18 protein-coding genes are annotated in these 18,463 nt (G+C 30.7%); 11 read left to right on the top strand and 7 right to left on the bottom strand.

The window, feature by feature from the left end; all coding sequences use genetic code 11:
* The first annotated feature begins 6 nt into the window (after window positions 1–6).
* The 3 genes from menD (at window position 7) to ACU4C5_RS14210 (ending at window position 3,102) form a co-directional block, all read left to right on the top strand.
* Entirely contained in the window at window positions 7–1,767 is a 1,761-nt protein-coding gene (gene menD, locus ACU4C5_RS14220; RefSeq protein WP_446844874.1) for a 2-succinyl-5-enolpyruvyl-6-hydroxy-3-cyclohexene-1-carboxylate synthase, read from the top strand.
* Window positions 1,768–1,846: 79 nt separating this feature from the next.
* Entirely contained in the window at window positions 1,847–2,185 is a 339-nt protein-coding gene (locus ACU4C5_RS14215; protein ID WP_446844873.1) for a DUF2853 family protein, read from the top strand.
* 86 nt (window positions 2,186–2,271) lie between these two features.
* Window positions 2,272–3,102: a CvfB family protein gene (locus ACU4C5_RS14210; RefSeq protein ID WP_446844872.1), complete on the top strand. Its 831-nt coding sequence runs from the start codon at window positions 2,272–2,274 to the stop codon at window positions 3,100–3,102.
* Here the strand turns inward: ACU4C5_RS14210 and ACU4C5_RS14205 are convergent.
* The 3 genes from ACU4C5_RS14205 to ACU4C5_RS14195 form a co-directional block, all read right to left on the bottom strand.
* Entirely contained in the window at window positions 3,099–3,524 is a 426-nt protein-coding gene (locus ACU4C5_RS14205) for a hypothetical protein (protein WP_446844871.1), read from the bottom strand. The two genes, ACU4C5_RS14210 and ACU4C5_RS14205, sit on opposite strands and share 4 nt — an antisense overlap.
* A gap of 100 nt (window positions 3,525–3,624) precedes the next feature.
* Window positions 3,625–4,038 carry a hypothetical protein gene (locus ACU4C5_RS14200; protein WP_446844870.1) on the bottom strand — a complete coding sequence of 138 codons (414 nt, stop codon included), beginning with the start codon at window positions 4,036–4,038 and terminating at the stop codon, window positions 3,625–3,627.
* Window positions 4,039–4,048: 10 nt separating this feature from the next.
* Window positions 4,049–5,170 carry a C1 family peptidase gene (locus ACU4C5_RS14195; protein ID WP_446844869.1) on the bottom strand — a complete coding sequence of 374 codons (1,122 nt, stop codon included), beginning with the start codon at window positions 5,168–5,170 and terminating at the stop codon, window positions 4,049–4,051.
* 51 nt (window positions 5,171–5,221) lie between these two features.
* On the opposite strand from ACU4C5_RS14195, the gene ACU4C5_RS14190 reads away from it, so the two are divergent.
* From ACU4C5_RS14190 to ACU4C5_RS14170, 5 genes are all read left to right on the top strand, one after another.
* The gene (locus ACU4C5_RS14190) at window positions 5,222–6,061 is read left to right on the top strand and encodes a 1,4-dihydroxy-2-naphthoyl-CoA synthase (protein WP_446844868.1); all 840 of its coding nucleotides are present in this window, start codon (window positions 5,222–5,224) and stop codon (window positions 6,059–6,061) included.
* 15 nt (window positions 6,062–6,076) lie between these two features.
* Window positions 6,077–6,979, top strand: coding sequence for a 1,4-dihydroxy-2-naphthoate octaprenyltransferase (menA, locus tag ACU4C5_RS14185; protein ID WP_446844867.1), 903 nt, complete (start codon window positions 6,077–6,079; stop codon window positions 6,977–6,979).
* A gap of 142 nt (window positions 6,980–7,121) precedes the next feature.
* On the top strand, window positions 7,122–8,615 hold the full coding sequence (locus tag ACU4C5_RS14180; RefSeq protein WP_446844866.1) for a PH domain-containing protein: 1,494 nt from the start codon (window positions 7,122–7,124) through the stop codon (window positions 8,613–8,615).
* 9 nt (window positions 8,616–8,624) lie between these two features.
* Entirely contained in the window at window positions 8,625–9,302 is a 678-nt protein-coding gene (locus ACU4C5_RS14175; protein WP_446844865.1) for a metal-dependent hydrolase, read from the top strand.
* 107 nt (window positions 9,303–9,409) lie between these two features.
* A complete protein-coding gene (locus tag ACU4C5_RS14170; RefSeq protein ID WP_446844864.1) occupies window positions 9,410–10,066 on the top strand; it encodes a hypothetical protein in 657 nt (218 codons plus the stop codon).
* Here ACU4C5_RS14170 and ACU4C5_RS14165 read toward each other — a convergent pair.
* The gene (locus ACU4C5_RS14165; protein ID WP_446844863.1) at window positions 10,063–10,854 is read right to left on the bottom strand and encodes an SDR family oxidoreductase; all 792 of its coding nucleotides are present in this window, start codon (window positions 10,852–10,854) and stop codon (window positions 10,063–10,065) included. The genes ACU4C5_RS14170 and ACU4C5_RS14165 overlap by 4 nt on opposite strands.
* 167 nt (window positions 10,855–11,021) lie before the next feature.
* Between ACU4C5_RS14165 and ACU4C5_RS14160 the strand changes: the two genes are divergently transcribed.
* From ACU4C5_RS14160 to ACU4C5_RS14150, 3 genes are read left to right on the top strand one after another with little or no spacing between them, the layout of a single operon-like run.
* Entirely contained in the window at window positions 11,022–11,723 is a 702-nt protein-coding gene (locus ACU4C5_RS14160; RefSeq protein ID WP_446844862.1) for a DUF2490 domain-containing protein, read from the top strand.
* Window positions 11,724–11,729: 6 nt separating this feature from the next.
* Window positions 11,730–12,764, top strand: a complete 1,035-nt coding sequence (locus tag ACU4C5_RS14155) for an o-succinylbenzoate synthase (RefSeq protein WP_446844861.1) — start codon at window positions 11,730–11,732, stop codon at window positions 12,762–12,764.
* A 3-nt stretch (window positions 12,765–12,767) separates the two neighbouring features.
* Window positions 12,768–13,712, top strand: coding sequence for a CPBP family intramembrane glutamic endopeptidase (locus ACU4C5_RS14150; protein WP_446844860.1), 945 nt, complete (start codon window positions 12,768–12,770; stop codon window positions 13,710–13,712).
* Window positions 13,713–13,788: 76 nt separating this feature from the next.
* On the opposite strand, the gene ACU4C5_RS14145 is transcribed toward ACU4C5_RS14150, so the two are convergent.
* The 3 genes from ACU4C5_RS14145 to ACU4C5_RS14135 are packed head-to-tail and all read right to left on the bottom strand — an operon-like array spanning window position 13,789 to window position 18,383.
* Window positions 13,789–14,553, bottom strand: a complete 765-nt coding sequence (locus ACU4C5_RS14145) for a peroxiredoxin-like family protein (RefSeq protein WP_446844859.1) — start codon at window positions 14,551–14,553, stop codon at window positions 13,789–13,791.
* 15 nt (window positions 14,554–14,568) lie between these two features.
* The gene (locus ACU4C5_RS14140) at window positions 14,569–16,500 is read right to left on the bottom strand and encodes a DUF3858 domain-containing protein (RefSeq protein ID WP_446844858.1); all 1,932 of its coding nucleotides are present in this window, start codon (window positions 16,498–16,500) and stop codon (window positions 14,569–14,571) included.
* Window positions 16,500–18,383, bottom strand: coding sequence for a DUF3858 domain-containing protein (locus ACU4C5_RS14135; protein WP_446844857.1), 1,884 nt, complete (start codon window positions 18,381–18,383; stop codon window positions 16,500–16,502). The genes ACU4C5_RS14140 and ACU4C5_RS14135 overlap by 1 nt, the downstream gene beginning before the upstream one ends.
* Window positions 18,384–18,463 lie beyond the last annotated feature (80 nt).

Below are 18,463 nucleotides of genomic sequence, written 5' to 3'. Positions count from 1 at the left end.
TCTTACATGCAATACCCAAAAATTCCACTCGCACAAACAGTTATACAACTTTGTAAAGCTAAAAATATAAAACATATTGTCATTTCTCCAGGAAGTAGAAGTGCGCCATTAACCATTGGTTTTACTCACGATCCGTTTTTTACGTGTTACAGTATTGTTGATGAGCGATGTGCTGCTTTTTTTGCTTTAGGAATTGCGCAACAAACTAAACATCCAGTCGCTTTAGTATGCTCGTCTGGGAGTGCGTTACTAAATTATTATCCAGCAATTGCTGAAGCTTATTTTAGCGATGTGCCTTTGGTGGTGCTTTCGGCAGATAGACCTGAATATTTAATTAATATCGGTGACGGACAAACCATAAACCAAGAGAATGTATATGAAAATCACATTCTATATTCGGCAAATTTAAAGTTAGATCTTGGTACTAAACCTAAATATTTACAAGGTGACGAACCTGCAATAATGAAAAGTATTGAGCATAAACTTGAACGCTTTTTAGGAATTAAACAAGAAATTCAGGAAGCTAACGAAGCAGAGATTAATACTGCATTAAATAAAGCCATAAAAAAACAAGGACCAGTTCATGTTAATATTCCTTTTGATGAACCGTTATATGAAGTTGTTGATGAATTATCGGTAACTCCCAAGACTATAACTGCAGATTTTAAACCAAATCGTATAGATGCGGTAGATTTAAAAATGTGTTTAGAAGATTGGAGTCATGCGTCTAAAAAAATGATTTTAGTAGGTGTTAATCCACCAAATAGTATTGAACAACAATGGTTAGATGAGTTGGCAAACGATAATAGTGTGATCGTGTTAACCGAAACAACCTCTAATTTACATCATCATCAGTTTTTTGGAAGTATTGATAAATTAATAGCACCTTTTACAGACGAAGAATTTTTAAAATTACAACCCGATATCTTACTTACGTTTGGAGGTTTGGTAGTTTCTAAAAAGATAAAGGCCTTTTTAAGACAATATCAACCTAAGCAACATTGGCATATTGATGAAAAGAAAGCGAATGATACTTTTTTCTGCTTAGAAAAACATTTAGAAGTGCGTCCGAATCAGTTTTTTTCTGAATTTATTCCAAAAATCACACATTTTAAAAAGAGTGACTATAAGCCCTTTTTTAAAACTATAAAAGACCATCGTAAAACACAACATAAAGCTTATTTAAAAACGTTAGATTTCACTGATTTTAAAGCTTATAATCGGGTATTTAAAACGCTTCCAGCAAAGAGTATTTTACAACTTAGTAATAGCTCAACAATACGCTACTCTCAACTATTTCCTATTGATAAACATATAAATGTGTTTTGTAACAGAGGAACTAGTGGGATTGATGGTAGCACAAGTACAGCAGTAGGTTGTGCAGTTATAAATAATACGCCAACAACACTAATAACAGGCGATTTAAGCTTTCTGTACGATAGTAATGCATTATGGAATAATTATATTCCGAAGCACTTTAGAGTGATTGTTTTTAATAATTCTGGAGGAGGAATTTTTAGAATTTTACCAGGAAATAAAAACAGTTCTAATTTTGAAACTTACTTTGAAACTACACATCAATTTACCGCAAAACAATTGAGTGAAATGTATCACTTTCAATATGTAACAGCACATAACGAAACTGAGTTAGAAACTGCCTTAGAGGATTTTTATTTAGAGAGTGATTCACCTAAAATATTAGAAGTATTTACACCGCGCGAAGCTAATGATTCGGCTTTATTAGATTATTTTAAATACATTAAGTAATTGTTAATGTGACTTATTATACTTTTTTAGTGTCATATAATTAACTATATTTATTTTTATAACTTAAATAACAACTATAATGAGTAAAAGAGACGAATTAATTGCTAAATATGCAGCAGACTTAAAAGATAAAGTTGGAGTAACTCCAGATATGGATTTATTAACGAAAGTCACTATTGGGTGCGGACCATCAATATATAATGCAGATGCATCTACAGTTTCTGGTTCTGATGACGCAGAATTAGCAACCGTAAAAAATAACTTCTTAATTAAAAAATTAGGATTAGCTGATAGTCCTGAATTAGATAAAGGAATTGCTACAGTAATAGAAAAATACGGTAAATCTAACCGTAACAAGTACAGAGCAGTTGTATATTATTTACTTACAAAGCATTTTAATAAAGAATCGGTGTACTAATCATAGGTTTTTTAAAAATTTAAAGGCGTTACAAACTTGTGACGCTTTTTTTATATACATAATCTTTGAATTACTATCTTTGCAGCATGATAAAAATTGGAGAATACAATAGACTAGAAATAATAAGAGAAACTGATCACGGTTTATTTATTTCGGATGATGAAGGCAATGAAATTTTATTACCTAACCGATATGTTCCTAGTGAATTTAAAATTTGGGAAGAAATAGAAGTTTTTGTGTATTTGGATAATGACGAACGTTTAGTTGCCGTTACAGATAGACCATATATAAAACGTGGAGAATTTGCATTATTACGTTGTAATGCTGTTACAGATCACGGAGCATTTTTAGATTGGGGATTAGTAAAAGAATTATTTTGCCCATTTAGAGAACAAGCTTTCAATATGAAAGTAGGAGGTTGGTACTTGGTATATTGTTATCTTGATGAGGTAACAAATAGATTAGTCGCTTCAAGTAAAACGAATAGATTTTTAGATAACAAAGAACTTACAGTACAACAGTTTGATGAGGTAGATTTAATTGTATCGCATCCATCTGATATTGGTATGAATGTTATTGTAAATAAAGAACATGCTGGTTTAATTTTTAAAGACGATATTTTTAAAGATTTAAGTATTGGTGATCATTTAAAAGGATACGTTAAAAAAATACGTGAGGATAACAAAATTGATATTGTTTTAGGACAAATAGGCTATAGAAATATAGAGCCAAACGCTGAAACCATACTGCATGAATTACAAGACAACGGTGGTTTTTTAGCACTTAATGATAAATCTAACCCAGATGACATTAAGCGTGAAGTACAAATGAGTAAGAAAAGTTTTAAGAAAGCTATTGGTACACTTTACAGACAAAAACTTATTGAAATTAAAGACGATGGGGTTTATTTAATTTAATCCCTTTTTTTAACAGCATTATCAATTTCACTTTCAATCCAAGCTTCGGCTTCTGAAAGTGAATTGAAAAGTGCTTTGTTTAAGCTGCAAAAATGAGATTCTAACTTTACAATATGTTTTGAACTATCTCTATATGATACTATTGCCTTTGCAACGGCAGCGCTATTTGCTTCAGAGAATTTTTTTGAATCAGTTAAATCTATTGCGTATGAATTTTTTCGATTAGAAATAATTCCATACGGTCTACCATCTCCAAAATAATGAAGTATTAATTCATTTAAATCGTCACTATTATTATAATTAAGACTTACACCTTCATTAATTTCTAGAATATAATAATTTTCAAAAAATTGAACATAGCCATTTGTAATGGCATGCTTATTTGCTTCTATATTTATTTTTGTAGCTTTTAGCTTATACATTGTAGCGGAATAAGTGCATTATTTAGTAAAAGTATAAAATATGATGAAATAACTAAGTATTTGTAATTCTTTTTATTTTAAAAGCATGATACTCTATGTTTTATTCAGTGTCAATAGTGTTTAAAATCCAAGCTTGGGCATCTTCAATACTAACAAATAGGCATCTACTAATATTTTTAAAAAAATGATTTTCTAAATCAAAATTCTTAGCAGAAGGAGATGAGGCATTTACCACAGCTGTATGTGTGAGATTAGGTAACTCTTGTTCTAACTTCATAGCATCAGCAGGACTTGTTGCATAATTATTAATTTGATTAACAATTAAGCCAAAATTTTGATCTTCAGTATAAAAGTCTTTACTTTTAAGAATAATATCTTTCAAATCTTCAATTTTGACAACGATATCTTCGGCATATTCAATGACTACAAAGTGTTTAAAGAAATAGAAATCACCAATTTTTTGATGGTAACTTCGTTCTATCTCTTTTGCAAGTGGTGAATCTAATAAGGTCATAAAAAAGGATTTATTTTAACTTTAAAGCCTTTTTTAAATTTTTAGAAAGGGCATCTTTATGTAGTAGTACAGAAATTGTTTTTAACTTAAAATACGCCTCACTAATATATACATAACCACCATTTGCTACACGTTCAGAAGTGCTACCCCAAGAATTTTTCACTTTATAAAACGTAGTTCCGTTAGCATCTTTTAATAATCCAGTAATATGCATTAAGTGATCATCTGTAGTATTGAAGTTTTCAAATTCTTGTTGTCTATAATCAGCTGTAATGTTTTTTTCTTTTTGCACAGTATCTAATTGATCTTCTGTAACAGTTGCATCTTCTGGAATTATAGCAATACCATGTTTTGCAGAAAATGTTTCTTCACTTACATCACAATCTAAAGCGATTGTAAACCCATTTTTTAAAGCTGTATTTACTGTTTCAGTCAATTGATTAAGTTCAAGATTGTAAAAACTTCCGTTTGAAAAATTATCAGGAATATTTAATACAAAATTAGCGTATTGAGGTTGGTGAGTAAACGACGTTAATGTTACATAGTTATCTGCATTAATCTTTGTCATTTTTAAAAATGATTCAGGTGTATATTGAATACCTTCATAATTAAAAGACGTTACATCTTCTCCTAAATATACATCTAAAATTCCTTCAATAGCAGGTTTCCAACGCGGTGATAATTTTTTAGCAGGATTTGATACATAAACATTTAAAGCAGCTTTTAAAACCGCTACCATTTCTGCATGATTATAAGTAGTTTCATCTGTATTTAAACCTGTAAAAGCATATTGTGGTACTAAACCATGATCTCTTACGCTATTTATAACATCGTGAGCTAAACCTCCTTCACTAAATTGAGTTTTTCCTTGACGCATTACATAGTTCCAAGCTTTATTGGGATAGGTTTGTCTTACCGTATACATTTCAGATAAATTAATCTTTTTTCCTGTAAGACGAATAATCTCACTCTCTAAAAATGAAGATGTCGAAAAACTCCAGCATGTCCCTGTTCTTCCTTGACTAATCACATCGGTAGTCTCTAAATCAACTACTGTTTTAAACTTATAAGATTGTGCATTTATTGATAATGAAATAAAAACGAGTAGGGTAATTAGTAGATTATTTTTCATTGTTAGGGCTAATGTTTAATAAAAGATTTATTTTTGGTAAAAATAAAAAAAATGAGTGAAGCAAATTGGGAAACTGCTAAAGAATATGACGATATAACGTATAAAAAATGCAATGGCGTAGCCAGAATAGCATTTAATCGTCCGGATGTAAGAAACGCCTTTCGTCCTAAAACTACTAGCGAATTATATGATGCATTTTATGATGCCAATGAAGATGTAAATATTGGAGTGGTATTATTATCTGCCGAAGGTCCTTCTAGTAAAGATGGTATTTATTCATTTTGTAGTGGAGGAGATCAAAAAGCAAGAGGCCGTCAAGGTTATGTTGGAGAAGACGGTTATCACCGTTTAAATATATTAGAAGTACAACGTCTTATTCGTTTTATGCCAAAAGCAGTAATTGCTGTTGTACCAGGTTGGGCAGTTGGTGGCGGACATAGTTTACATGTAGTATGCGATTTAACTTTAGCGAGTAAAGAACATGCCATTTTTAAACAAACCGATGCTGATGTTACTAGTTTTGATGGTGGATATGGTTCTGCATATTTAGCTAAAATGGTAGGTCAAAAAAGAGCTAGAGAAATATTTTTCTTAGGTAGAAATTACTCTGCTCAAGAAGCTTTTGATATGGGAATGGTAAATGCCGTAATACCTCACGAAGAGCTTGAAGATACAGCTTATGAATGGGCTCAAGAAATATTAGCAAAGTCACCAACATCTATAAAAATGTTAAAATTCGCTATGAATTTAACAGATGATGGTATGGTTGGTCAGCAAGTATTTGCGGGTGAAGCAACACGTTTGGCTTACATGACAGATGAAGCAAAAGAGGGAAGAGATGCGTTTTTAGAAAAACGTAAACCTAATTTTCCTAAACAATGGATTCCATAATATAAAAACAATATAATGAGTAAAGCTAAAGCTTGGTTGTCTGCTGCACGATTAAGAACATTACCGCTATCTGTTTCTGGAATTATTGTAGGAACTTGTTTGGCCTATTATAACGGCGATTATAACGGTACTATTTTTAGTTTAGCAATGCTTACAACCATAAGTTTACAAGTATTATCTAATTTTGCAAACGATTATGGCGATGGTGTAAAAGGGACTGATAATGAGAACAGAATTGGTCCGGAGCGCGCTATTCAAAGTGGAGAAATTACACCTAAACAAATGTTGGTAGGTATAAAAATAAACGTATTATGTGTTATGATATGTTCTTTTTTATTGATTTACACGGCATTTGGCGAAGGTAATTTACTGTATTCTATCTTATTTTATGTATTAGGAGGAATAAGTATTTATGCAGCCATGAACTATACAATGGGAAAATCGGCTTATGGATATAAAGGGTTAGGAGACATTTTTGTGTTTCTGTTTTTTGGCTTACTAAGTGTTATGGGAACTTATTTTCTGTACTCAAAACAATTAGATCATGTTGTTATTTTACCAGCTATAAGTCTTGGATTATTAAGTGTTGGTGTTTTAAATCTCAATAATATGAGAGATATAAATTCTGATATTTTATCAAATAAAATCACTTTAGCGGTCAAATTAGGTGAGAAAAGAGCAAAAACCTATCATATTATACTAATTTCTACAGCTATTGTATTATCATTAGTATTTTCAATATTATATTATACCTCGGTATATAACCTGTTATTTTTTATCGCTTACATTCCGTTAGCAATACATTTAAAAACAGTTATAAAAGCAAAAACCCCGCAGGAATTTGATCCGCAATTAAAAGTGTTAGCATTAACAACTTTCTTGTTAGCATTACTTTTAGGCGTTGGATATATTTTATAATGAAACCGTAAATAGCAATGAAAATTATTTAAACAATCTATATTCAGAACTATAAAAGTTAATAACTCAGATGAATTTAAAAATTTATCTGAGTTTTTTTGTAATTTACTTCCCGTAAAAATCAATCAGAAACCCTTATTAAATGAGAAAATCAATTTTTTTAATGTTGCTATTTACGGTATTTACCTCTTTAGCACAAAACCCCACAAAACTATCTGTTACCGAAAGTGATGAATTTAAAGATAAAGTGAAATCGAGTATTATTTATGCAATTCACACCTCAAGTTCTGGGATGACAGGAATTGTAAGATCTGCTAAAAAAGATATTTTATTTGATGTTTTTGATGATAGTATGAAAAAAATATTTACTACTGTTGTAGAAAGTAGTAAAAAAGAACGTTTTGTAGGCGAGGTGTTTTTTGGTGACGAAATTAAATACTTTACAGTAGAAGCACCAAAAAAAACCGAACGTATAGTATATTGTCATACGTTTAACATTAAGAATAAAACACACAGTAAGAAACTACTTTTTGAAACCACTGTAGAAAAAAAACAACTCTTGTTTTCGGGTCAAAACCAAAGAGAAACAAGTTTTGCAATTTCACCAAACGGTAATTATTTTGCCATAACTACAGATAATATTAAGAAAAATAGTAACTCATATACTATTAGAACTTATAATTCTGAAACTCTAAAATTAGAATATCAACAGAATTATCAAGAGCATGCAGAACGTTTTTATCAGCATAATGATTTATCAATTGATGATGATGCTACTGTTTACGCCCTAGGGAAACTGTTTATAAAAGGACGTTCGCAAAAAAAGAAAGGTGAAGCTAACTATGAGTTTGTACTCAATAAAATTACTAAAGCAGGAAAAAATCATATTTCTATAGCTTTAGAGAAAGATCAACATATTAATACGCTAAATATTTCAATATTAAATAACGAGTTACATTTATTAGGTTTTTATTCAGAAAAAAGAGTAGGACGTATAAAAGGGGGATGTAATTTTATTATTGATACTAAAGGATTTGCTGTTAAAAGTAACAAAACGTATACGTTGCCATTAGAAGTTTTTGAAGATTTATATGGCGAAAAACGTGCTGAGAAAAAGGAGGAAAAAGGACAAGAACTCTCTAAGTTTTATGTAGATTATGTATTACAAGATACAGAAGGAAACACCTATGTTTTAGCCGAAAAATTTTATATCACAGAAACATATATACACAATCAAACTGGTGGATATGTGCAAACGGTTTACCATTATGATGATCTTTTAATTTTAAAATTTGATACTTCCGGTGATTTAAGTTGGGGACGTAGTGTGTTTAAAAAAGCACTCGGACCATCTTACAATGCGTTTATTAAAAATGATGAATTACACGTGATTTTAAATTCTGGAAAACGACTTTCAGAAAAAAATGACGGACGAACAAAAGTATCAATCGGTTTTTGGGAATCTACAGCTTTATACGATTTTGTATATACAAGTTCAGGAGAGGTATCTTACGATAAAATTCAGGATAACAAAGGAAAAACATTTTACACCCCTTATTATGGAACGTATGAAAACAATAAGTTTATCATGTCTAGTAATCTTGGAAAGAAAAAGAAATTTATGATTTTAAAATAAAAATAAACAATGAAAATTACATTTTACGGTCACGCGAGTTTAGGAATTGAAATTGATGATATTCATATTATTGTTGATCCATTTATTAGCGCGAATGAAAAGGCAAATCATATAGATATTGCAACACTAAAAGCCGATTATATTTTATTAACTCACGCACATCAAGATCATATTTTAGATGTTGAAGCTATTGCAAAACGCACCAATGCGGTTATCGTTTCTAATTTTGAAATTGTAACGCATTTTCAAAATAAAGGCTTTGAAGGTCATCCAATGAATCACGGCGGTACTTGGGATTTTGATTTTGGAACATTAAAATATGTAAACGCTATTCATACATCGTCATTTCCTGATGGAAGTTATGGTGGGCAACCCGGAGGTTTTGTGTTAGAAAGTGAACATAAAAATATCTATATTGCTGGGGATACCGCTTTAACAATGGATATGAAATTAATACCTATGCGCACAAAATTAGATCTTGCTATTTTACCTATTGGTGATAATTTTACCATGGGAATTGAAGATGCTATTTTGGCGAGTGATTTTGTGGCTTGTGATAAAGTTTTAGGTTATCATTTTGATACGTTTGGCTATATTGAAATAGATCATAAAGTTGCGAAACAACAGTTTTTTGAAAAAGATAAAGACTTAATGCTTTTAGAAATAGGCGAGAGTATTGAGCTGTAAATAGCGGCAATAACATTTCAGTCTTTATATATAACAGTTGAGAAACTTTAAATATTGTAAATAGATATATCTCTTGATATTTGAATTATTAATTAACAGATATCAAAATGGAAGAGACTATTACAATACTCATTTATATACACGCTTTTTTTGGAGGATTAGGATTAATTACTGGAATAGCGTCAATATTAGTAAAGAAAGGGAGTCTTCCTCATAAAAATATGGGGAAGCTTTTTTCTGTAGGAATGATTACAAGCTCAGTCATTTCAATTCCTATTACTTTTATGCCAAATCACGAAAATCTCTTTTTATTTTTAATCGCTGTTTTTACCATTTATTTAGTACTTACAGGACGCAGAGCTTTAATTTTTAAAACTACTTTTAAAGTTAATACGTACGATAAAATCCTATCAGGATGTATGTTTTTATTTGCTATAATAATGCTTTTTTTAGGAATTTATAATTTCATATACGCGACACCTTTTGGAATTTTATACTTGTTTTTTGGAGGCTTCGGACTGCTTTTAGTTTATGGAGATTATAAGTTTTATAAACAGATTGAACACCAAGGAAACGCTTGGTTAATTGTTCATGTTAAAAAAATGATTGGAGCTTTAATTGCATCAATTACTGCATTTATTGTAGCAGGAATAGGGATTTCAACATTAACAACTTGGATACTGCCAACTATTTTTGGAACCATTTATATCATCTATTGGAAACGAAAAGTATCAAGAAACTCGGTTGTAAAAACCAATAATTAACGCACATTACTTTTTAGTACAATTTTATGTAACAGCTTTGGAAAGAAACGTTTTACATACACGCCAAAAATCTCTTTTTTACCAATATAAACTTCGTGTTTTTTACGCTTAATAGCAGAAATCATTTTAGCACAAAACACAGCAACATCCAATCCGTTTTCTGTAGCGGTATCTTGAGTGTTTAGCGAGGTTCCGTCACCAGTAATTGCATTTTTAGACACATCGGTATTTACAAAACCAGGACACACAATAGTTACTGCAATACCATCTTTTTCATGTTCTTGTCGCAACACATCAAAAAAACCGTGCAGCGCATGTTTAGCACCGCAATATCCAGAACGATATGGCGAACCAAATTTCCCCATAATACTTGTTACTGTTACAAAATGACCTTTTTTGTGCATTATAAAATGTGGCAATAAAGCTTTTGTAAGTGAAACGGTTCCTAAATAATCTACTTCCATTAATTTTTTATCCACCATAATATCGGTGTCTTTAATTAATGAACGTTGACTAATCCCTCCATTATTGACTAAAATATCAATAGTGCCAAATAATTTTAAAGCATCGGCAACAACATTTTTCATATTGCCATAAAGCGCTAAATCAAAATCTAAAACCGAAACATTTCCAGGATGATTACAGTCTGTTTTAACCTTCTGTAATGTTTCATTACGCCTTGATGATAAAATTAACTTACAATTATATTGTGATAATTGAATTGCTAGTTCTCTACCAATTCCACTCGATGCTCCAGTAATCCAAATTACTTTATTATTAAAATCCATTTAATTTCACGTATTAATAACGGTGTTACTTACAATTAAAAATCAAAAATAGACACCTAATTCCATTTGGTATTTCAGCCATTTTCACCGAAATTTGAATTTTAAAAATAAGTCTTTTTTTAATCATTAAGATTTCATATTTACACTTTTAACAAGATTATAATTTTATGAGAAAATTACTTCAAGTATTTACATTTTTATGTGTGTCATTTTTTATGGGTAACCAAAACAGTTTTGCTCAAAATGCTGATCAAACAGGTGCTTGGTATATGTATTTTTACAGCCATCAATTTAATGAGAGTCAATTTGGAGTTCAAGGAGATTTGCAATACAGAAATTGGAATATCGCAGGAGATTTGGAACAACTATTAATCCGTTCAGGATTTACATATACATTAAAAGAAACTTCTACAAAATTCACATTAGGAGTCGCACATATTACAAGTGGAGAATTAGGAGATAGTAACGATACGAGTAGAGAAAGCCGTATTTATCAAGAAGCATTACTGCCCCAAAAAATTGGAAATCGCGTGTATTTAACCCACCGTTTTAGATACGAACAACGTTTTGTAGAAGATCAAGATTTTAGAACACGTTACCGCTATAATTTATTTGTAAATATCCCTGTAAACAAATCTGTTTTTGAGAAAAACACTCTTTATGTGGCTTTATATAATGAGCTATTTATTAATGGGCAACGTGATATTGGTGACGGTAGAGTGGTTGAAATTTTTGACAGAAATCGTATGTATTTAGGAATGGGATATATGATAAACCCTAATATGAAATTTCAATTAGCTTGGATGAATCAAAAAACAGATACTCAAAAGAAAGGTCAGCTACAATTAAGTATGCACCATAAGTTTTAATAGATTATGATAGCAACATATCACAAATATATTTTAGATTTTAAGCAAGCTAGCGGAACTTCTCGTGGCATTTTACGTACCAAAGAAACTTGGTTTATTATTTTAAAACACGAAGAAAAAGAGGGGGTTGGAGAATGCGGGATTTTAAGAGGTTTAAGTGTTGATGATGTACCAGATTATGAAAGTAAATTACAATATACTTGTAATAATATTCATTTAGGATTAGATGAATTATATACGCAACTAAAAGCCTATCCTAGTATTCAATTTGGATTAGAAATGGCTTTTCAGTCTTTAAAAAGTAAATCAGCTTTTGAGTTATTTCCTTCAGAATTCACAAAAGGTAATGCGTCAATCCCTATTAATGGATTAATTTGGATGGGATCTGAAGATTTTATGAAGCAACAAATTAAAGATAAAATAGAAGCTGGTTTTAGTTGTATAAAGATGAAAATTGGCGCTATTGATTTTGATACAGAAATGAAGCTGCTTAAATCTATACGGAAAGAATTTTCTGTTTCAGATATTGAATTAAGAGTAGATGCTAATGGCGCGTTTTCAAAAGAAGAAGCATTACTTAAATTGCAAGAATTATCAGAACTTCAGCTACATTCTATTGAGCAACCTATAAAGCAGGGTCAAATAGAAGCTATGACAAAGTTATGTGCAGAAACACCATTACCAATTGCTTTAGATGAAGAGTTAATTGGTGTTTTTGATACTGAAAAAAAGGCTGAATTATTACAACAAATTTCACCGCAATATATCATTTTAAAACCTAGTTTTGTTGGCGGATGGAAAGGAAGTAATGAATGGATTTCTTTTGCCGAATCACAACAAATAGGTTGGTGGATTACTAGTGCTTTAGAAAGTAATGTAGGGTTAAATGCTATTGCACAATGGACGTATCAATTGCAAAATAATATGCCACAAGGTTTAGGTACTGGGAGTTTATTTACTAATAATTTTGAGAGTCCATTAGACGTAAAACAAGGAGAATTACACTATAATACTGCCCAAAAATGGGATTTTAATTTATAATATATGTACATAGAACAAGCATTTAAAGGATTACACGATTGGTGGCGATATGCAATTGGAACCGTATTAATTATTTTTGCCGTAATACTTGGGCAAATACCTATTTCAATTGCATTTATTGCAAAAGCGATAATGGATGGTAAGGATTTTACCAAATTAACGGAAAGCGAAATGTTAAGCTCTTTGGAGCCTAACCTGAATTTATTTTTACTGCTTTTATCTTTTGCTATTGGTTTAGTAGGTGTTTTAGTAGTAGCAAAAACGTTACATAAACAAACCATTACTCAGCTAACAACTTCAAGAAAAAAAATAGATTGGAAGCGTTTTTGGTTTTCGTTCGCTTTTTGGGGAATCATCTCAACAAGTATGATTGGTTTTGATTATATGTCTTCACCAGAAAATTATGTGCTTAATTTTAAACTGGTGCCATTTATTATTCTTTGTGTAATTGCAATTGTAATGATTCCGTTGCAAACGAGTTTTGAAGAATATTTATTTAGAGGTTATTTTATGCAAGGTTTAGGTGTTGTTTTTAAAAATAAATGGGTACCGTTATTATTAACTTCTTTAGTTTTTGGATTGTTACATATTGCAAACCCAGAGGTAGAGAAATTGGGTTACGTAATTATGGTTTACTATATTGGAACAGGATTATTTTTAGGTGTTTTAACGCTTATGGATGAAGGTATGGAATTATCATTAGGATTTCATGCCGCAAACAACCTGTTTACAGCGGTATTGGTTACTGCAGATTGGACAGCATTTCAAACACATTCGGTTTTAAAAGATATGTCTGATCCTGAAAAAGCAGGGTTTATGGATGTGTTTTTTCCTGTATTTGTAATGTTTCCTATTATATTATTTATATTCTCAAAGGTTTATAAATGGACAGACTGGAAGGCTAAATTATTTGGTAGAGTAGTAGCACCTTCAGAAGAAATTATATAATATTTAAAAGACATAAAAAATGCCCAAACAGTAATTTGTTTGGGCATTTTTTTTATTCTAAAAAGTAATAGTTTTTTTAGTTGTTTTTCAAGAATTCTGTTAATTCTGAAGGTTCAGCTCTATTACGATAATCGCTATCTAAAAAGGCGTATATAATTTTTCCGTCTTCATCAATAATATAAGTTGCAGCTAATGGTAACTCATTTGAGTCGTCTCCATTATTACGATTAAGGTCAAATTTTCTGTTATATCTTACAGCAACATCATTGGTAAGCTTAAAAACAATACCATACTCTCTAGCTACTTTATTTCCAAGATCACTTAATACTTCAAATTCTAAATTATTTTTTTCAGCAGTACTAATTGATGCATCAGGTAATTCTGGCGTTAAAGCAATTAGAGTTGCGTTGTTTGCTTTAAAATTAGGAAGTTCATCCTGTAATTGATTTAGTGTCATATTACAGTAAGGACACCAACCACCTCTGTACCAGGTTAAAATTACTTTACCTTCTTTTAGATAATCATATAGCGCTACAGGTTGTCCTAAAGCGTTATTTAGTGTGAAATTTGGAGCCATATCACCAACTTGCATAGCAGATTTTACGATTCCGCTTTTTTCAACAGATTCTAGTCCTTCTTTATATTTTCTTTTAAGACTATCACTCGCATTAAGATAGAAATTAGCTTTTCTGGCGTCTAATTTTGATTTTAACGATGTAGTTTCTACTGTTTTTTCTAGTGTCTTACTTCCTGTATTAGTGCTAGATTCTATTTGTTTACTGCTTCCGCAAGAGGTAAGTAAATAGCTTAAAAATAGTACTGATATAATGTTGATTTTCATAGTTGAATATAATTTTTATTCTTTTTCTTTTAAAAGTATGGCTGCTTTATTAAAATCTGAAGCCGCATTAATAACGTTTCTAAATTCTTCATAACGCTCTAAATCGTAACCTATAGTTTTGTAAAATTCTTGAATAGTAATAATAATTTTATGACCATCTAGTTTGTAGCTAGATTCAAATTTAGCCATCTTTTCACCTGTTTTAGATTTATAGCTTTTATTGATGTTTAAACTGCTTAAACCTTCGGCAGAATATCCTTCAGGAATATTAACTGTAATTGTGTAATCGTATCTATTTGGGTATTGCATTTCAATAGGATTAACACGTTTTGTTTCTTGGTATAACTCACTTTGTCTTCCAATAATTTGACCTATTTGAAAAATAAAACTATCACCTGCATCTTCAATTAATGATTCTGAACTAACTTTAGAGTTTACAATAAAAGGTAAATTATAGACTGTTTGATTGATTTCAGAATTCAACATTTCAAAGCTAATTTCTTCTTTATCTTCAACACCAGAACTTGTTAAGTAGTCTTTAAATTCTTTAATACTTTGCTCAGGCGCAAGATTCATTACAGCTCTGTTTGTAGCCGACCAATGTCCTGTGTATTCTTGATGCATACTAATCATTACACTTTCAACTTCATCAGTAAAATCAATATTAATTTCACGTTTTACAACACTAAAATCTGGATCATTTTCAGAAATTTGAGCAAAATAATGCGTCAAATCACTTTTTATATATAAACCATAACTATCGGTTAATGATCCCGGAGCTTCACCAACACGATACTCTATACGATCTGGAGTGATATATTTTTTCTCGGTAGGTAAGTAGATTACAAAATCTCTTAACATATTTGGAATAAAAAATTCAGGATCAAATTTATATTGAAAACGGTTAGCGCTAATTACAATTTCGTAATCTACATTTAGAGATTTAAAATAGTTAGCATACACTTTTAAAATTCCATAATCACTAGCTGATCGATTAGTAAGAATGTAATCTATATCGCTTAACTCTTCGTTGTTATTTTTTACAATATTGAAGTTACTCTTTACAAAATTATCAATACGAGCCGCTTTTTCAAAGGTTGATAAACCAGTTTTCCCTTCAGTAATTGTCTCAATATCTTTAGCTGCTTTATCGTTTATAGTTTCAGGAAAAAAGGCTGTACCAATATTGTGTGAAACGTTGTTCCAAAACATCTCTTGAGTAATATTTTGTCCTTTCTGAAAACATTGATACACTACAGCAATTCGGTTAGCATCAGGTGTAGAATATTCTTCTTCAACCATTGCAGGAATATCTGTAAGTGTTAATTTTTGTGCAGTTTTACCATCAATATTTATGGTTTTAAATGTTGATGTTGTACGATACGCTTTAATATTAGAATTTAAGCTTCCTGTGATGAATAAAAATTCGGCATTTTTAATTTTATAATCGCCTTGCATGGTTTGAGCTCCGTACATATCAAATTCTTTTTCAACAGTATAAAGGACTTCAATTTCCGAACCTTTTTCGGCACCTTCAATAGCGAAAATTTTAAAATCACCATACTCTTCTACGTTTTTAACTTCCTTGATATTATCTTGGTTTAAAATCGTTATTTTTCCGTCGGGTGAAATGGTACGCGCTTTAATGTCAATAACCTTTTTTACTTCATACATTGGTATGTAAACGGTATTGTGTTTTGCAATTCCTTTGTCGTCATTAACCCGTGTAATGGTATGTTCGGTTTCGTAAATTTTAGGTTCTGGCGACATCATAGTTGTCGCGTATTCTACAATATGTTTTTTTAAAATCCCTACAGAAGAGGCTTCTGTTTCTTCAGCAGATAATTTGTGAAGCGTTGGTTTTTCGGTCCAATCATAGGTTCTAAAATGCTGTGCAAAACTACTTGAGCTTACCAGAAGTAATAGGATAAGTGCTTTTTTTGTCATTATATTTTTTCTAAAATTATACTTTTTTTATACGCTTTAGTTAGGCTTTTTATAAAACCATTCCAAGCTTCAAATTCAGCATTTTTAATGCTCAACGTGTTTAAAATAATGGTTTTATGCTGAATTATTTCAGTAGGCGTTTTACTATAAGTGATTTTGTAACTATAGCTAGGGTTTTCAAAACTTAAATCTTTTGGCACATAGCTCGCTTTGTAACCTTGAGGGATTTTAAAAGTTGTTGTAAAATGCTTTTCAAGTTTATAATCAATTTTCTTACTGTATTTTCTGTCGGTAATATCAATACCACTTTTAGAAAGTGTTTTATCGATATTTAAATTAATATAAATTTTATTGGCAATTGTTTTAGCGTAACTGTCAATAGTAAGATTATAATTTAATAGTAAAGGCGTGTTTTTGTTATCAAAATTAGACTTTGTAATATCAGAATAATTTGTTTTATTATTTCCTAAACCTAATGTCGTGTTTAAAAACTCTTCTTCGGTTTTATCACCTTTTTTGTAAGTGTAATCTGAAACAAAATCAACTTTTTCATAACCTTTCATTGCTCTTTCTTCAGCAACTTTAAGCGTATTGTTTTCTAAAGTAAAAGTACTATTAACGGTTGTTGTGCTTTTATTAGCATCTTGAACGGGTACTTTAATCACTTTAAAATTATCGGCATCAATACCTAAAAGCGCTTCTTTAGTTTGTGTAAACCCAGACGGCATTCCAAAAGGCACATAACTATCGGTAGCATCTAAGAAAATAGTATCGTTATCTGCAATAATTGTGTTAATCATGTGATTATCTACCATTGGTGTTGGTACATCAAAATATGAATATTGGCGATCTCTAGTTCCAATCCATGTTCTGTAAGATGTAATACCAACATGCGTAAGCATTTCGTACAATAAATTGGCCATATCTTTGCAGTCTCCGTAGCGTTTATCGCACACACTTGCTGCACCACGTGGCACAAACCCTCCTAAACCATCTTCAAAAGCAACGTAAGTAATATTATCTTGTACCCAGTTAAAAATGGCTTCAGATTTAGCTTTATCTGACGTTAAGTCTTTGGTTAATTTTTCAGCAATACTAAAAACTTCTCCTAAATCTTCGTGATTAATCTGTTTCACTAAAGAGGTGTACCATGTATATAAATCGGAAACATCATTTAAAATATTATGCGTTTTTCCGTCTTCTTCATAGCTTTTAATATACACAATAATGTGAGGTAAGTAGTACAGCATAGATTCGCTGCGCTCTTCAGCTTGAAAGCCTTTAATATTGTTTACCGTCCATGTGTAAGTGTAACCTTTGGTAGTTTCGTCTTTTGTGAATTTCACATCTACATTCTCTGTATTAAAATCAATATATCCAATGTTTACATTCTTCGGAAATTCAATAGATAACTCCACTTCTTTAGTTGGTACATAAGTTGCAAACCTAAATAAGCCTAAAAAACGAGGATCTTTAATGGTTTCTTTATAATTAAGATTGGTGATAGCGCCTTTTGTGACTGCAGGAAATATAAAACTTTTTGATTCTTGATCGCTGTAAAATACACCGTTATCAAACTCTCTTTTAGTTTCAATATAATCTACTTTTATGGTTTTATCTGTAGCGGGAATATAGGTATATGCATCAATATCATCGATAGAGGTGAAGCTATCAAAGCTCATCGATTCGTTAGCGAAATACAATTTATTAGACGTTAAATATTCGGCTTGTTCAGAAATTTGCTTCGTTATATCGAATTTATCCTTTTTTAAATTAATTTTGATGTGCTCTTTACGTTTTAAGTAAATGTAGTCTTCTTTTGAAAAATCTTGTGAAAACACAAAGAAAGGGAATAACAATAAAATTAATAGGGACTGCTTCATAGATTGTGGCTTATTTGTCAAATATAATTTTTTTAATTTTCAATTTTTAACTTAAGTTCGTTAAAAATAGTATAATTTTA

This window comes from Lacinutrix undariae (assembly GCF_052934785.1).
Note: the sequence above shows the minus strand (reverse complement) of the source record. Positions and strands in the feature narration are given on the sequence as shown.

Coding starts and splice junctions, on each gene's coding strand:
- menD (WP_446844874.1), top strand. CDS start 7: ATGCAATACCCAAAAATTCCACTCGCACAAACAGTTATACAACTTTGT.
- ACU4C5_RS14215 (WP_446844873.1), top strand. CDS start 1,847: ATGAGTAAAAGAGACGAATTAATTGCTAAATATGCAGCAGACTTAAAA.
- ACU4C5_RS14210 (WP_446844872.1), top strand. CDS start 2,272: ATGATAAAAATTGGAGAATACAATAGACTAGAAATAATAAGAGAAACT.
- ACU4C5_RS14205 (WP_446844871.1), bottom strand. CDS start 3,524: ATGTATAAGCTAAAAGCTACAAAAATAAATATAGAAGCAAATAAGCAT.
- ACU4C5_RS14200 (WP_446844870.1), bottom strand. CDS start 4,038: ATGACCTTATTAGATTCACCACTTGCAAAAGAGATAGAACGAAGTTAC.
- ACU4C5_RS14195 (WP_446844869.1), bottom strand. CDS start 5,170: ATGAAAAATAATCTACTAATTACCCTACTCGTTTTTATTTCATTATCA.
- ACU4C5_RS14190 (WP_446844868.1), top strand. CDS start 5,222: ATGAGTGAAGCAAATTGGGAAACTGCTAAAGAATATGACGATATAACG.
- menA (WP_446844867.1), top strand. CDS start 6,077: ATGAGTAAAGCTAAAGCTTGGTTGTCTGCTGCACGATTAAGAACATTA.
- ACU4C5_RS14180 (WP_446844866.1), top strand. CDS start 7,122: ATGAGAAAATCAATTTTTTTAATGTTGCTATTTACGGTATTTACCTCT.
- ACU4C5_RS14175 (WP_446844865.1), top strand. CDS start 8,625: ATGAAAATTACATTTTACGGTCACGCGAGTTTAGGAATTGAAATTGAT.
- ACU4C5_RS14170 (WP_446844864.1), top strand. CDS start 9,410: ATGGAAGAGACTATTACAATACTCATTTATATACACGCTTTTTTTGGA.
- ACU4C5_RS14165 (WP_446844863.1), bottom strand. CDS start 10,854: ATGGATTTTAATAATAAAGTAATTTGGATTACTGGAGCATCGAGTGGA.
- ACU4C5_RS14160 (WP_446844862.1), top strand. CDS start 11,022: ATGAGAAAATTACTTCAAGTATTTACATTTTTATGTGTGTCATTTTTT.
- ACU4C5_RS14155 (WP_446844861.1), top strand. CDS start 11,730: ATGATAGCAACATATCACAAATATATTTTAGATTTTAAGCAAGCTAGC.
- ACU4C5_RS14150 (WP_446844860.1), top strand. CDS start 12,768: ATGTACATAGAACAAGCATTTAAAGGATTACACGATTGGTGGCGATAT.
- ACU4C5_RS14145 (WP_446844859.1), bottom strand. CDS start 14,553: ATGAAAATCAACATTATATCAGTACTATTTTTAAGCTATTTACTTACC.
- ACU4C5_RS14140 (WP_446844858.1), bottom strand. CDS start 16,500: ATGACAAAAAAAGCACTTATCCTATTACTTCTGGTAAGCTCAAGTAGT.
- ACU4C5_RS14135 (WP_446844857.1), bottom strand. CDS start 18,383: ATGAAGCAGTCCCTATTAATTTTATTGTTATTCCCTTTCTTTGTGTTT.